Source organism: Citrobacter sp. Cb041 (assembly GCF_030336655.1).
GTDB lineage: Bacteria > Pseudomonadota > Gammaproteobacteria > Enterobacterales > Enterobacteriaceae > Citrobacter > Citrobacter braakii.
The window spans coordinates 122141-138064 of sequence record NZ_JAOWDD010000040.1; the positions used below are offsets into that span (position 1 = coordinate 122141).

General features: G+C 52.0%; 12 protein-coding genes. 5 read left to right on the forward strand and 7 right to left on the reverse strand.

The features are described from left to right. The first annotated feature begins 296 nt into the window (after nt 1–296). The 3 genes from OGV52_RS16050 to xni all read left to right on the forward strand — a co-directional run bounded on the left by OGV52_RS16050 (nt 297) and on the right by xni (nt 3900). Nucleotides 297–1586: an HAAAP family serine/threonine permease gene (locus OGV52_RS16050; RefSeq protein WP_016154247.1), complete on the forward strand. Its 1290-nt coding sequence runs from the start codon at nt 297–299 to the stop codon at nt 1584–1586. Nucleotides 1587–1639: 53 nt separating this feature from the next. Beyond that, nucleotides 1640–3007, forward strand: a complete 1368-nt coding sequence (locus tag OGV52_RS16055) for an L-serine ammonia-lyase (protein WP_016154248.1) — start codon at nt 1640–1642, stop codon at nt 3005–3007. Nucleotides 3008–3144: 137 nt separating this feature from the next. Further along, nucleotides 3145–3900, forward strand: coding sequence for a flap endonuclease Xni (gene xni, locus OGV52_RS16060; protein WP_016154249.1), 756 nt, complete (start codon nt 3145–3147; stop codon nt 3898–3900). A gap of 91 nt (nt 3901–3991) precedes the next feature. Here xni and fucO read toward each other — a convergent pair whose 3' ends face one another. The 7 genes from fucO to OGV52_RS16095 form a co-directional block, all read right to left on the reverse strand. After that, nucleotides 3992–5140 (reverse strand): lactaldehyde reductase, encoded by a 1149-nt coding sequence (fucO, locus tag OGV52_RS16065; RefSeq protein ID WP_016154250.1) that lies wholly within the window; start codon nt 5138–5140, stop codon nt 3992–3994. A gap of 27 nt (nt 5141–5167) precedes the next feature. Continuing rightward, nucleotides 5168–5815: an L-fuculose-phosphate aldolase gene (gene fucA / locus OGV52_RS16070; RefSeq protein ID WP_003034062.1), complete on the reverse strand. Its 648-nt coding sequence runs from the start codon at nt 5813–5815 to the stop codon at nt 5168–5170. A gap of 141 nt (nt 5816–5956) precedes the next feature. After that, nucleotides 5957–6955, reverse strand: a complete 999-nt coding sequence (locus OGV52_RS16075) for a LacI family DNA-binding transcriptional regulator (RefSeq protein WP_016154251.1) — start codon at nt 6953–6955, stop codon at nt 5957–5959. 66 nt (nt 6956–7021) lie between these two features. Further along, on the reverse strand, nt 7022–8602 hold the full coding sequence (locus OGV52_RS16080; RefSeq protein WP_287108779.1) for an FGGY-family carbohydrate kinase: 1581 nt from the start codon (nt 8600–8602) through the stop codon (nt 7022–7024). 53 nt (nt 8603–8655) lie between these two features. Beyond that, nucleotides 8656–9606, reverse strand: coding sequence for an ABC transporter substrate-binding protein (locus OGV52_RS16085; protein ID WP_016157361.1), 951 nt, complete (start codon nt 9604–9606; stop codon nt 8656–8658). Nucleotides 9607–9679: 73 nt separating this feature from the next. Then, nucleotides 9680–10663, reverse strand: coding sequence for an ABC transporter permease (locus tag OGV52_RS16090; RefSeq protein WP_003034055.1), 984 nt, complete (start codon nt 10661–10663; stop codon nt 9680–9682). A gap of 3 nt (nt 10664–10666) precedes the next feature. Next, nucleotides 10667–12166 (reverse strand): sugar ABC transporter ATP-binding protein, encoded by a 1500-nt coding sequence (locus OGV52_RS16095; protein ID WP_103766720.1) that lies wholly within the window; start codon nt 12164–12166, stop codon nt 10667–10669. A gap of 463 nt (nt 12167–12629) precedes the next feature. Between OGV52_RS16095 and fucI the strand changes: the two genes are divergently transcribed. After that, the gene (gene fucI / locus OGV52_RS16100) at nt 12630–14405 is read left to right on the forward strand and encodes an L-fucose isomerase (protein ID WP_287108781.1); all 1776 of its coding nucleotides are present in this window, start codon (nt 12630–12632) and stop codon (nt 14403–14405) included. Between the two features lie 99 nt (nt 14406–14504). After that, nucleotides 14505–15923 (forward strand): L-fuculokinase, encoded by a 1419-nt coding sequence (gene fucK / locus OGV52_RS16105; protein WP_275395279.1) that lies wholly within the window; start codon nt 14505–14507, stop codon nt 15921–15923. Nucleotide 15924: the final 1 nt, after the last annotated feature.

Genomic DNA, 15924 nt, shown 5'->3' on the forward strand with positions numbered 1-15924 from the left:
TCGCGCCTTCGCTTTCATGATATATGTCGTTAATGTTAGCCTTCGCGCCCGTAAATTCGCTTTGACTATTTTTTAACAGATTAATGGTCCAAATTTATCCACATAAAAGGTGGATTATTGCATTTGGGATCGCGATCACTGATACATTCATTACTAAAATGTATCTTTCCGCCCGCAAATTATTACGGCGAAAAATTATATAAAAAATCGCTCAACGAATTTCGATTTACAGTCGGGTATTTTCTCATTGGATTGATCCCAAACCCGACTTTTTAAGCTTCCTCCAGGAGAAATAGATGGAAAACACTCAAACCAGCACTATCGTTACGGGCCAGACCCGCAGCGCATGGCGCAAGACAGATACCATGTGGATGCTGGGCCTTTACGGCACGGCGATTGGCGCGGGTGTATTGTTCCTGCCGATTAACGCAGGCGTAGGCGGTATGATTCCGCTGATCATCATGGCGATCCTTGCTTTCCCAATGACCTTCTTTGCACACCGCGGCCTGACTCGCTTCGTGCTGTCCGGTAAAAATCCGGGTGAAGACATTACTGAAGTTGTAGAAGAACACTTTGGTGTAGGCGCAGGAAAACTGATTACCCTGCTCTACTTCTTCGCTATCTACCCAATTCTGTTGGTCTACAGCGTAGCAATCACCAACACCGTCGAAAGCTTCCTGACCCACCAGTTGGCAATTACGCCGCCGCCGCGCGCAATCCTGTCTCTGATCCTGATTGTCGGCATGATGACCATCGTGCGTTTCGGTGAGCAGATGATCGTGAAGGCGATGAGCATCCTGGTATTCCCGTTTGTTGCCGCCCTGATGCTGCTGGCGCTGTACCTGATCCCTCAGTGGAGCGGTGCCGTTCTGGAAACCCTGTCCTTTGACTCTGCAGCAACCACCGGCAACGGACTGCTGTTGACCCTGTGGCTGGCAATTCCGGTAATGGTATTCTCCTTCAACCACTCACCAATCATCTCCTCCTTCGCCGTGGCGAAGCGTGAAGAATACGGTGATGAAGCTGAGAAGAAATGCTCTAAGATTCTGGCATTCGCTCACATCATGATGGTGCTGACCGTTATGTTCTTCGTCTTCAGCTGCGTATTTAGCCTGACCCCAGCGGATCTGGCCGCAGCGAAAGAGCAGAACATCTCTATCCTGTCTTACCTGGCAAACCACTTTAACGCGCCGATCATTGCCTGGATGGCACCGATCATCGCGATTATCGCTATCACCAAATCCTTCCTCGGCCACTACCTGGGCGCACGTGAAGGTTTCAACGGTATGGTGATTAAGTCTCTGCGCGGCAAAGGCAAAACCATCGAAATCAACAAACTGAACAAAATCACTGCGCTGTTCATGCTGGTAACCACCTGGATTGTGGCGACGCTGAACCCAAGTATCCTCGGTATGATTGAAACCCTGGGTGGCCCTATCATCGCGATGATTCTGTTCCTGATGCCGATGTATGCAATTCAGAAAGTACCGGCAATGCGTAAATACAGCGGCCATATCAGCAACGTCTTCGTTGTGATTATGGGCCTGATCGCTATCTCCGCTATTTTCTACTCTCTGTTCAGTTAATTCCCCTGCGCCGCTCCTCGGGGCGGCGCACCTCGATACACAATGGACGCCTCATGATTAGCGTATTCGATATTTTCAAAATCGGCATTGGCCCTTCCAGCTCCCACACTGTTGGCCCGATGAAAGCAGGCAAACAATTCACGGATGACCTGATTGCACGCGGAATTCTCACTGACGTAACCCGCGTAGTGGTTGATGTCTATGGCTCCTTGTCTCTGACGGGGAAAGGTCACCATACCGACATCGCGATTATTATGGGCCTGGCGGGTAATCTGCCGGATACCGTAGACATTGATGCCATCCCGGCCTTTATCCAGGATGTGAATACTCATGGACGTTTGCTGCTGGCGGACGGTCAACATGAGGTCGAGTTCCCGGTCGACAAGTGCATGAATTTCCATGCGGACAATCTGTCCCTGCACGAAAACGGGATGCGTATTACCGCACTGGCGGGCGAAAAAGCCATTTACAGCCAGACTTACTATTCCATTGGCGGTGGATTCATCGTTGATGAAGAACATTTTGGTTTACCGAACAACTCTCCGGTAAACGTGCCGTATCCGTATAAATCTGCGGCTGATTTGCAACGTCATTGCCAGGAAACCGGCCTGTCACTTTCCGGTCTGATGATGCAAAACGAACTGGCGCTGCACAGCAAAGAAGAGCTGGAACAACACTTCGCCAACGTCTGGGACGTCATGCGCAGCGGGATTGAGCGCGGCATCACCACCGAAGGTGTATTGCCGGGCAAACTGCGCGTTCCACGTCGCGCAGCGGCGCTGCGTCGTATGCTGGTCAGCAGCGACAAAACCACCACTGATCCGATGGCGGTTGTTGACTGGATCAACATGTTCGCGCTGGCCGTGAACGAAGAAAACGCTGCCGGTGGACGCGTGGTTACGGCGCCAACTAATGGCGCATGCGGGATTGTTCCTGCCGTGCTGGCGTACTACGACAAGTTTATCCGCGAAGTGAACGCTAACTCGCTGGCACGCTACATGCTGGTCGCGAGCGCCATTGGTTCACTGTACAAGATGAACGCCTCTATCTCTGGCGCCGAAGTGGGCTGTCAGGGTGAAGTCGGCGTTGCCTGCTCCATGGCTGCGGCCGGTCTGGCTGAACTGCTGGGCGGTAGCCCAATGCAGGTGTGCATCGCGGCGGAAATCGGTATGGAACATAACCTGGGTCTGACCTGCGATCCGGTTGCCGGCCAGGTGCAGGTACCGTGCATTGAGCGTAACGCCATTGCTTCGGTTAAAGCAGTGAACGCCGCACGTATGGCGCTGCGCCGTACCAGCGAACCGCGCGTGTGCCTTGATAAAGTCATCGAGACCATGTACGAAACCGGTAAAGACATGAACGCCAAATACCGTGAAACATCTCGCGGCGGTCTGGCGATGAAGATTGTCACCTGCGATTAAGTCCCACCACGTTTCAGGATCTGTAGGCCGGATGAGGCGCTCGCCGCCATCCGGTCTACGGATAACGCTATTTCGCAACACTCGCCTCCCCTCTCCGTGAATGTTACCCTACAAACTTATTTGTTAGGGAGAACACCGTGGCCGTCCACCTGCTCATTGTCGATGCACTGAACCTTATCCGCCGCATTCACGCCGTACAGGGCTCACCCTGCGTAGAGACGTGCCAGCACGCGCTCGATCAGCTGATTGTGCACAGTCAGCCTACGCACGCCGTGGCGGTATTCGATGATGAAGCGCGCAACAGCGGCTGGCGTCACCAACGGTTGCCTGACTACAAAGCAGGTCGCCCCCCGATGCCTGATGAATTGCACCAGGAAATGCCCGCCTTACGCGCCGCTTTTGAACAGCGCGGCGTCTGCTGTTGGGTCTCCAGCGGGAATGAAGCCGATGATTTAGCCGCAACCCTGGCGGTTAAAGTGAGCCAGGCGGGACATCAGGCTACCATCGTCTCAACCGATAAAGGCTATTGTCAGTTGCTCTCCCCGACGCTGCGTATTCGTGACTACTTCCAGAAGCGCTGGCTGGATGCACCGTTTATTGAGAAAGAGTTTGGCGTGCTGCCGCAGCAGTTGCCTGATTACTGGGGACTGGCCGGGATCAGCAGTTCGAAAGTACCGGGGGTTGCAGGTATTGGTCCCAAAAGCGCCACGCAGCTGCTCGTACAGTTTCAACATCTGGAAGGCATTTACGCGCATCTTGATGAAGTACCGGACAAGTGGCGCAAGAAACTAGAGATGCACCAGGAGATGGCGTTTCTGTGTCGCGATATCGCACGGCTGCAAACGGACTTACATATCGACGGAAACCTGCAGCAATTACGGTTGGTGCGATAGGTCTGTTGCCGAATGGCGCTGTGCTTATCTGGCCTACACGTCGAACACCCCGGTAGGCCGGATAAGGCTTTCACGCCGTCACGCTGAAAAATTACCAGGCGGTGTGGTACAGCTCAACGATATCTCCAAGGTTCGCTTCACGCGGATTTCCCCCGGTACAAACATCGTCCAATGCCGCCTGCGCCAGCGCAGGAATATCCTCTTTACGTACGCCAACATCGCGTAAATGCAGTGGGATCCCTACATCGCGGTTAAGGGCGAAGACGGCATCCACTGCCGCTTTACGTGCCTCAGCCAGCGTCAGTCCTTCAACCTTAACTCCCATCACCCGGGCGATATCGCGGAATTTTTCCCCGGTGAATTCGGCGTTATAGCGCATCACGTGCGGCAGCAAAATGGCATTTGCTACGCCGTGCGGCGTGTTATAAAACGCACCTAACGGGTGTGCCATTCCATGCACTAATCCCAGACCAACGTTGGAAAAGCCCATCCCGGCCACGTACTGGCCCAGCGCCATCGCTTCCCCGGCCTGGGTATCGCCCGCAACGGAACCACGTAATGCCCCGGCTATCATTTCAATGGCTTTAATGTGCAGCGCATCGGTAAGCGCCCACGCCGCCCGCGTAATGTACCCCTCAATAGCATGGGTCAGGGCATCCACTCCGGTGGCGGCTTTTAGCGCCGCTGGCATGCCATCCATCATGTCAGCATCAATGAACGCTACCTGTGGGATGTCATGGGGGTCGACACAAACAAACTTACGCCGATTTTCTTCGTCAGTGATCACGTAGTTAATGGTCACTTCCGCTGCCGTTCCCGCGGTGGTGGGGATAGCCATAACCGGCACGCTCGGGTTGCGCGTTGGCGATAACCCTTCAAGGCTGCGTACATCCGCAAACTCAGGGTTATTATTGATAATGCCAATCGCTTTACAGGTATCCTGAGGGGAGCCTCCGCCGATGGCGATCAGATAGTCTGCGCCGCTTTGCTGAAAGACACCCAACCCTTCCTGCACTACCGCAATGGTTGGGTTAGGAATAACGCCTGAATAGATTTCCCATGCCAGACCAGCAGCATCCATTCGGGAAGTCACCTTATCGACAACGCCGCACTGCACCAGATTTTTATCAGTCACAATCAACGCCTTGCGATAACCACGACGGATGACTTCATCGGTTAATGCACCAACAGCTCCCCGGCCAAACCATGCCGTTTCGTTCAGAATCATTCTGTTCGCCATCGTATTTCTCCTTTTCGCTATGCGAAATTACTCTTCAATGCGTAATCCGTAAGATTTGAATTTCTCCAGCACAATGGCGATCTCCTCGTCATCCAGCACCGGCACCGGGTCAACAATCGCCAGCGTGCTCAGATAAAGGCGGGCCAGAACTTCCACTTCATGCGCCAACCACAGTGCTTTTTCCAAATTCGCTTCACAAGCAATCAACCCATGGTGCTGTAAAAGCGTTGCCTTACGGTTTTTCAGGGCGACGCTCACATGCTCTGACAGCTCTCGTGTACCAAACGTCGCATAAGGCGCACACGGAATAGAGTTCCCCCCAGCCGCCGCAATCATGTAGTGAATTGCCGGGATAGGGCGATTAAGAATAGAAACGGCCGTGCAATGTACGGCATGGTTATGGACAACCGCATTGGCATCGGGACGCGTCTGGTATGCCGCCAGGTGAAAACGCCATTCACTGGAGGGTAATTGTCCTTTATCATATTTCCCGTCGTTATCTACATACACGATCATATTTTCAGTAAGTCTTTCGTAAGGAATACCGCTGGGCGTGATCAGCATCCCATTTTCATAACGCGCACTCACATTTCCCGCCGTCCCCTGATTCAATCCAAGGCTGGTCATTTCAAGGCAGGTTTCAATGATTTCTCGCGACAAACGCATTCTTTCCATAATGATTCTCCGGGTACAGTTTCCCCTCGTCTTTATTGCGAAAAATGCAGCCGCAGAGTAAGACGGGTCAGGTTTCAGATACAGGCAGCCACTGAACATATATATTCAGGTTCAGTAGGCCGATTTATTTATAGCGGCGTATTAAGGTTGTCTTACGCGCTTAATAAGTTTCATCTCAACTTTTACAGTTTCTTTAATTGGCTGGTCATCAATAGCACTCATCATCATATCGAACGCTTTTTCCGCCCAAACATTTTCATCCTGCTGCATTGACCAGACATTATTGGCGAGGAATCCCAGCATTGGGTGTTCATCGAATGTCCCAATATTAATTTCAGGTGGAATTGTGCCAAAACGATTACGAATAGCGTTAATGGCCCCCTCCAGTACGGGTAATGATGAGGCGATAAATGCCTGTGGGCAGCCCTGTTCGCCGATCAACTCATCCATCAGTCGATAACCCCCCTCGGGCGTGTTGTCCGGACCTTCGCGCACCCAATCGCTATGCAAAATACCATTATTGTTCAATGCATTAAGATAACCTTGTAAACGGTCGCCGATGCTGGGTAATCCGGTATCTCCCACCAAAAACCAGATCGGCGACTTTCCAGCGTCAAACAAACTTTGCGTCAATTTTTCGCCGCCCAAAATGTTATGGCTTTCTACCAGAGCGTTATCGGTATACTTAAAATCACGGTCAAGTAACACCATCGGTTTTCTGACCTGACGTAAATGGTGCTGCTGATTCTCTAATGTTGAGGGAACAATAAAAAGGCCATCGACATTGCGAGCTATTAACGCTTTGGTCAGTTTATTTTCGTAATCAACATCGTCATAGGTACAGCTAATCGTTAGCTGATAACCGGAACGACGACAGCGTTGCTCAAGTTTTTCTGCGAGTGTGGCAAAAAACACGTTGGAAATATTGGGCACAATCAATCCCAACGTATCCGTTTTATTCAATTTCAGGCTACGTGCTGAATGGTTAATGACGTAACCATAGCGCTCGACATATTCATTAATACGCGTTTGGGTTTTGACACTGATTCGATATTGCTCTGCTTTCCCGTTCAGCACCAGTCGTACGGTCGTAACCGATAAATTCAGATCGCTGGCTATCTGTTCTACTGTTTTAGCCATTTATATGCCCCAGTTCACATCCAAAAACGTCAATCTACAATCATAAAAGTATTTTAAACTTTTGTCTTACTGCATAAGTTGGTTAATCGCCTGCTGCTGATCCCACATCATCAGATAAGCCTGATATTTGCGGTCATAGAAGTTGCGCCGTGCCGGGTTAGCCTTAATCACCTCGCCTGATCGAACCATCGCCTGGCATGCAGATGGAATATTTTCCCACGCGCCGCAGGCAACCGCGCCGGTGATGGCCGCCCCTAACGTCACCGCATCCTCTTCCTGCATCAGATGAATATCGCATCTGGTGGCATCGGCATATTCTCGCAACCACAGTGGATTATGCGTTGCGCCGCCGCACAGCGTCAGTCGGGAAATGGTGTGACCGTTTTCGCGCATCACTTCCATAATATGCCGCGTACCGCAGGCGATCGCCTGTAATGTCGCCAGGTACAGACGAGCAACCTGCATCTCGCCTCGCTCAAGAGTCAAACCGCAAACACTCCCCCGGGCATCGGGTCGCGCGCGCGGTGAACGATTGCCGTGGTGATCGGCCAGCACATGCAAATAACGACCAGGCTCTGACTCCTGCGCCTCAAGTGCGGCAACCCATTCATTAACTAAAACGATGGGATGGCAACCCCGCGCCTCAGCCTTGTGAAATAGCGCCGCGCTGGCTCCTGACTCCTGAAGCGTCCAGTCGACTAACGCCCCAGCGGCACTTTGCCCCCCTTCTGTCAGCCAGTAGCCTGGCAGCATGGCTGACCAGTACGGCCCCCATACACCAGGTGTATGAATTTCCTGCTCGCTGCACAGCATATGGCAATTTGACGTTCCGCTGATCAACGCCAACGTCCCCTCAGGCTCAACACCAGCAAGCGCTACTCCGCCCGCATGGGCATCAATCATTCCGCTGGCGACGACCACTGCAGTCGTCAGCCCCAGCGCCTGGGCCGCATCGGTGCTAAGCGTTCCAACGGCAGCGCCTGGCGGCAGGATCCGCGACGGGATTTTGCCCAACAAATCCGTTAGCTCAACAGCGTCAAGCAAAGAGTGGCTAAAGCGTTGTTCATGTGCCAGATAGTTCCATTTACACGTCAGCGTGCACAGACCAGCAACATCACAGGCGGTAGCTTTAGAGACCAGAAAGTCCGCCAGATCGTAGAAGCGATACGCACTCTGCCAGGTGGCTGGAAAATGGTTTTTCAACCACAGTACTTTAGGAAGCTCCATTTCGACGCTGACTTCACCGCCAACGTAGCGCAAAGCCGGATCCTGCGTGGCGTTTATACGTTGCGTCTCCTGCGCCGCACGATGATCCATCCACATGATGATGTTATGGTCTGATGGTTCGCCTGGTGAAACTGCCAGACCCCGCCCCTGCTCATCCAGTGCCACCAATGAACAGGTGGCATCAAATCCCAATGCGCGAATCTCCTCAATGCGAACCCCGGATGACGACACCGCCTCCTTCACTGCATGGCAAACCTGCTGCCAGATTTCTGCAGATGACTGCTCAACCCGCTCAGGACCGGGTCGAAACTGCGAGATGGCATATGTCGCAAAAGCCAGCCGTTTGCCACTGGCATCAAAGACACCAGCCCTGACGCTGGCGGAACCGACATCCACACCGAGGAAATATCCACTGCCCATAGTAACTCCCTGACGCTGGCGAATGATGGGGCGAGCACTTCGCCCCAACGGTGTTATTTTTTACCGAATGGGTGTAACAGCTTGTCAATTTCCGGGGTGTCAATGTTCTTCGCATTAACGAATTTAACCGGAATATCAATTTCTTTCGGTACAGACTGACCCGATACCGCTGCATTTAGTGTCTTGATACCCTGGTAGCCAATCTGATAAGCGTCCTGCACGACAAAGCCCTGAATGACCCCAGACTTCAGGAAAGCAATGATTGCCTCGGTGCTATCAAAACCAATCACTTTCACTTTGCCTTTCAGGTTTTGACTATCAATGGCGTTTGCTACGCCCAGCGTTGAGCCTTCATTGGTGCCATAAATCCCTGCAATATCAGGGTTGGCCTGGATCATATCGATGGTTTTATCCATCGCTTTTTGCGGATCGCCATCGCTGTACTGGACCGGTAGCACCTGGATTTCCGGGTATTTCTCCTTCATGCGGGCAATAAACCCTTCCGAACGCTCAATCGCTGAGGAGGTCCCCGCTACGTGCGCAATAATGCCCACTTTACCTTTGCTGCCCACTTCCGCTGCCAGTGCATCCGCCGCTTCAGCACCGGCTTTACGGTTATTCGTGGCGACAAAGCTCACTGGGATATCGGAATTCACACCGGAGTCAAACGTCACAACTTTAATGCCGCGTGAATTTGCGGTCTCAACTAATGGCGCCAGCGCATTGGCATCTAACGCTGCCAGCAATAGCCCATTGGGTTTTTGCGCCATCGCGTTTTCAACTAGCTGAATCTGCTCGGCAATCTGAGTTTCATCCGCCGGGCCGACATAGCTGGTTTTATCACCCGACTCTTTTGCTGCCGCTTCCGTCCCCATTTTTACGGTTTGCCAGAATTCATGCTGGAAACCTTTACTGACCACCGGAAGGTTCATATCTTTAGCCAATACGCTGGATGTCATACAGGCCAGCAGGGATAACGCATAGACAAAATTCCTGGTTCTCATTGTTTTACTCCGTTCTGAGTGAGTCACCCTAAACGTCAGGGTTATGATGCCCCGTGACTTCCGGGAGCGTAAATCAACGAATTTTTTTGCGTAATGTATCGAGATAAACCGCAGCAATGACCACCACGCCCATGGCCACCATTTGCCAGAACTGGGAAACCCCCATCAGGTTCAGACCGTTTTTCAACACGCTCATAATGAATGCGCCGATGATAGTCCCGCCGATGGTGCCAATTCCCCCCATCAGGCTCGTACCGCCAATAACAACCGCCGCGATGGCTTCCAGTTCATAACCCACGCCAACCGTTGGCTGACCAGAGTTCAAACGTGAGGCCAGAATAACGCCGGCGATCCCGGTCAGCAGACCGCAAAAGGCGTAGACGAAAATTTTGACGCGTTGAACTTTAATTCCGGATAGGTGTGCGGCCACCTCATTGCTACCCACAGCGTAAACATAGCGACCAATCACCGTTTTCTTCAGGATGTAGGCGGCGATTAGCGCCACCACCACCAGGTAAAAAACGGGATAAGGCAACACATCGAACAAACGTCCCTGGGCCAGCATTTTGAAGGTGGGGTAATCAGCGAAATAAATCGCACGACCATCTGTCATCACCATATTGATGCCTCTGACGGACATCATCAGGCCCAGCGTGGCGATAAAAGGTGGGATAGTCATTTTGGTGACCAGCAGACCATTGATATAGCCGCATAATCCACCGGCCAGCACCCCGGCCAGAATACATACGGGCAGAGGCAATCCCAGCGTGGCGCTGATGCCCACCGCAACACCCGAAAAGGCCACCACCGAGCCAAGAGAAAGGTCGATTCCTGACGTGATAATGACGAAGGTAACGCCAATCGCCATAATGCCAATCACTGAAGTTTGCAGAGCGATTGTCATGATGTTTTCAGTGTTAAAGAAAAATGGCGAACCAAAGCTAAAAAATATTACTAAAATAATCAGACTCAAAAGCGGCGCAAGGCGCATTAAAAGTTCTTTGTTAATTTTTATTTTCTTATTATTGCTGTCTGAAGAGGTTACAGAGATAGTCATAAATTAGTCCTCTAACGTCGCATATTGCATGATTTTTTCTTGTGTGGCGTCATCAGAAGCTAACTCCCCGGTAATACGTCCATTACGCATCACTAAAATGCGATCGCACATACCCAGCACTTCCGGTAATTCAGAGGAGATCATGATAATTGACTTCCCTTTGGCCACCAGTCGATTCATTAATTCATAAATCTCAAGTTTGGCACCCACATCAATACCGCGAGTGGGTTCATCAAAGATGAGAATATCGGTGTCTTTACACACCCATCTGGCAATAATAATTTTCTGCTGATTACCACCACTTAAATTCAGAGCAGCCTGTTCTAAATGTGGTGTTTTAATGCGTAGGGCTTTCACCTGTTCTTCGCTGGTTTTCTGACAACGTTTGCTGTCCACGTTGCCATAACGATCGGAATACTCAGGATAATTGCCCAACATAATATTGCGCTCAACGGACAGTCCTAATGCCAGCCCCTCTTTTTTCCTGTCCTCGGTTAAATAGCTGATACCCTGTTTGATAGCATCAGGAATATCTTTAATTACCGTCACGTTACCGTTCAGCTTGAGGGTTCCGCCATCAATGGGATCCGCACCAAAAATTGCCCGCGCCAGCTCAGTACGTCCTGCCCCCATCAGACCGGCGAAGCCCAAAATTTCGCCCTGATACAGAGTGAAATCAATATTGTTCAATACGCCATTGCGCGTCAGACCGCTTACTTCCAACACCGGTTTGCGTTGAGCCAAAGGTTCGCGGCGGGGATAGATATTGCCAAGATCGCGCCCAACCATCATGGCAATCAGATCGCTAATTTTAACCGCATCATAATCCACAGTGGCAATAAACTGACCATCCCGCATCACCGTCGCGCGATCGGCGATCAGCGCCAGTTCCTCTAATCTGTGCGAGATATAAACAATGCCCGTTCCCTGTTCTTTCAGCAAACGAGTTACCTGAAATAAGCTGTCAATTTCCGTTTCGGTCAGCGCTGCCGTCGGTTCATCCATAATAAGAATCTTGGCATTCACCGATATCGCTTTAGCAATCTCAACCATTTGTTGTTGCGCGACGGTCAGATCGGCCACCAGCGTTTCTGGAGAGATATTCAGGTTTAATTTTTGCAAAATATCGATAGCTGCCTGTCGCTGTTGTTTATCATCCAGACGCCAGCGATTATTTTTGCAAAACTCCCTGCCAATAAATATATTTTCTTCCACCGTGAGTTCAGGGAAAAGGTTAAACTCCTGGTGAATGATGGTGATACCTGCGTTTTGTGCACTCAACGGATTCGCAAAAGTAACAGGTTGTCCCTCAAAAATAATATCCCCTTCATCAGGCTGATAAACACCGGATAAAATCTTCATCAACGTAGACTTTCCTGCGCCATTCTCACCCAGCAGCGCATGAACCTCTCCTTTGCGTAAAGCAAAATCCACATTACTCAACGCTAATACGCCGGGAAAACGTTTCGTAATATGACTCATCTGTAAAAATGTTTCAGACATTGCTGCTTTCCTCAATATACAGAAACTGCAATCAGTGAATCAGGCGCAAAACGTTGCCAGGGAGCCATCGTCACCGTTAATGCGAATACTACCTATAAGTTCATATGCGTTTTATCAATTATGCTAACTCGAGTTAGCGAAGTGCCTTTTAAAGCTATTTTAGCTACTCAAAATAGCCAAATCATTTGGTTTAAAACTGTGACGCTGAACAGACAATTTATTACAACCGATTAATTTAAAAAGGATTTATTGAAAATACCCGTCCTGGTTTATTTGACGCAGATCGAATTTTAACCACTTCTCGTGAAGCCTCTCACAGTTCCACAACAAAAAAGTTGTGCAAAAAACTCTCTAATACCTAAGCTAACTCGAGTTAGCAAAAATGGGTTATTCAGCCAACTGCGACGGTGGTGTTCAACATCCGCTTTTGCAGCACGGCATAAAGTGAGATGAGGAACCTCGAATGAACAAAAATAGCTTACCGAAAATTGGAATTCGTCCGGTGATTGATGGGCGCCGTATGGGTGTTCGTGAATCGCTCGAAGAGCAAACCATGAATATGGCCAAAGCCACTGCTGCGCTGATCACAGAGAAACTTCGTCACGCCAGTGGCGCACAAATTGAATGTGTGATTGCCGACACTTGCATTGCCGGGATGGCTGAATCTGCCGCCTGTGAAGAAAAATTCAGCAGCCTGAACGTAGGCGTGACGATTACTGTTACCCCATGCTGGTGCTACGGTAGCGAAACCATCGACATGGATCCGATGCGCCCGAAAGCTATCTGGGGCTTTAACGGAACAGAACGTCCCGGCGCAGTTTATCTGGCCGCAGCATTGGCTGCGCATAATCAAAAAGGACTTCCCGCCTTCTCTATTTACGGCCATGACGTACAGGATGCCGGCGACACCACGATCCCTGCCGATGTCGAAGAAAAATTGCTGCGCTTTGCCCGCGCGGGCCTGGCAGTTGCCGGTATGAAAGGCAAAAGCTACCTGTCCGTAGGCGGCGTTTCAATGGGCATTGCCGGCTCGATTGTCGATCATAACTTCTTTGAATCCTGGCTGGGAATGAAGGTTCAACCCGTTGATATGACCGAACTGCGTCGTCGCATCGACCAAAAAATCTATGACGAAGCCGAGCTGGAAATGGCGCTGGCGTGGGCGGATAAAAACTTCCGCTACGGTGAAGATCAGAACGCACAACAATATAAGCGTAACGCAGAGCAGAGCCGTGCGGTGCTGAAAGAGAGCCTGCTGATGGCCATGTGCATTCGCGACATGATGCAGGGTAACCAGAAACTGGCAGACAAAGGTCGGGTTGAAGAGTCGCTGGGGTACAACGCGATTGCCGCAGGCTTCCAGGGCCAGCGTCACTGGACCGATCAATACCCGAATGGCGATACCGCCGAAGCACTGCTCAACAGCTCCTTTGACTGGAACGGCATTCGCGAACCGTTCGTTGTCGCCACCGAAAACGACAGCCTGAACGGCGTGGCGATGCTGTTTGGTCATCAACTCACCGGCACAGCGCAGGTCTTTGCCGATGTGCGCACCTACTGGTCGCCAGAGGCGGTTGAACGCGTCACGGGTAAACCACTAACCGGCCTTGCTGAGCACGGTATTATTCACCTGATTAACTCCGGCTCGGCAGCGCTGGATGGCTCCTGCAAACAGCGCGACGGCGAAGGGAAACCGACCATGAAGCCGCACTGGGAAATCTCACAGAAAGAGGCGGATGATTGCCTGGCGGCTACCGAATGGTGTCCGGCTATTCACGAATACTTCCGCGGCGGCGGCTATTCTTCTCGCTTCCTGACCGAGGGCGGCGTGCCGTTCACCATGACCCGCATCAACATCATCAAAGGCCTGGGCCCGGTGCTGCAAATCGCGGAAGGCTGGAGCGTGGAATTGCCGAAAGAGATGCACGACCAGCTTGATGCGCGCACCAACTCCACCTGGCCAACCACCTGGTTTGCCCCGCGCTTAACCGGTAAAGGCCCGTTCAGCGATGTCTATTCCGTCATGGCTAACTGGGGCGCAAACCACGGCGTACTGACGATAGGTCACGTGGGCGCGGACTTTATTACGCTCGCCGCCATGCTGCGTATCCCGGTTTGTATGCACAACGTGGAAGACGAAAAAATTTACCGCCCTTCAGCCTGGGCAGCCCATGGTATGGATATGGAAGGCCAGGATTATCGCGCCTGCCAGAACTACGGCCCGCTGTATAAGCGTTAATGCGACTCTGGCCCGGTGGCGCAAGCTTACCGGGCCTGCGCGGTGAATTTTGTAAGCCGGGTAAGCGCTGCGCCATCCGGCTACGTTTGGGGAGCGAATATGAAACAAGACGTTATCCTGGTTCTCGACTGTGGCGCGACCAACGTGCGGGCTATCGCCGTTGACCGACAGGGAAAGATTGTCGCCCGCGCAGCAACCCCGAACGCCAGTGACATCGCAACAGAAAACAGTACCTGGCATCAATGGTCGCTGGAGGCCATTCTGCAACGCTTCGCCGATTGCTGTCAGCGCCTCTGCACGCAACTGGCCGCCTGCCATGTCCGCGGGATCGCCGTCACCACTTTTGGCGTAGACGGCGCGCTGGTTGATAAGAACGGCAAGCAGCTGTATCCGGTGATTAGCTGGAAATGCCCACGCACCGCAGCGGTGATGGAGAATATTCACCGCTACATATCACCGCAGCAATTGCAGGAAATTTCCGGCGTCGGCGCATTTAGTTTCAACACGCTGTATAAATTGGTGTGGCTGAAAGAAAACCATCCGCAATTTCTGGAGCAGGCGCACGCCTGGTTGTTTATCTCGTCGCTTATCAACCACCGTTTAACCGGCGAGTTCACTACAGATATCACCATGGCGGGCACCAGTCAGCTGCTGGACATCCGGCAGCGCGATTTTAGTCATGACATTTTGCAGGCTACGGGCATACCGCGCCGTCTGTTCCCGCGCCTGGTTGAAGCAGGCGAACAGATTGGGGCTTTGCAACCAGAGGCTGCCAGCCTGCTCGGGCTTACGGCGGGAATTCCGGTCATCTCTGCCGGACACGACACGCAGTTTGCGCTATTTGGCGCTGGAGCCCAACCAGATGAACCGGTGCTCTCTTCCGGCACATGGGAAATTCTGATGGTGCGCAGTGCGCAGGTGGATACCTCCCAGCTCAGCCAATATGCGGGTTCCACTTGTGAGCTGGATAGCCAGGCTGGACTGAATAACCCCGGCATGCAGTGGCTGGCTTCCGGTGTACTCGAGTGGGTGCGTAAGCTGCTGTGGACTGCCGACACCCCCTGGCAGACGCTGATTGACGAAGCCAGGGCCATCCCGGCAGGCGCCGAAGGCGTGAAGATGCACTGCGACCTGCTGACCTGTCAGAATGCGGGCTGGCAAGGGGTTACGCTCAATACCACCCGTGGGCACTTTTATCGCGCCGCGCTGGAAGGACTGACAGAACAGCTGCAGCGAAACCTCCATACGCTGGAAAAAATCGGTCATTTCCAGGCCACTGAACTGCTATTGGTTGGTGGGGGAAGCCGCAACGCGTTGTGGAATCAGATCAAAGCGAATGTTCTCGGGATACCTGTCAAAGTGCTGGATGACGCCGAAACCACCGTGGCAGGTGCCGCAATGTTTGCGTGGTCGGGCATTGGGGAATTTGCCTCACCGGAACAGGCACGCGGGCAGGTACGCTACCAGTACCGTTACTTCTATCCGCAAACCGAATCCGAACTAACAGGAGTTGAGTAAC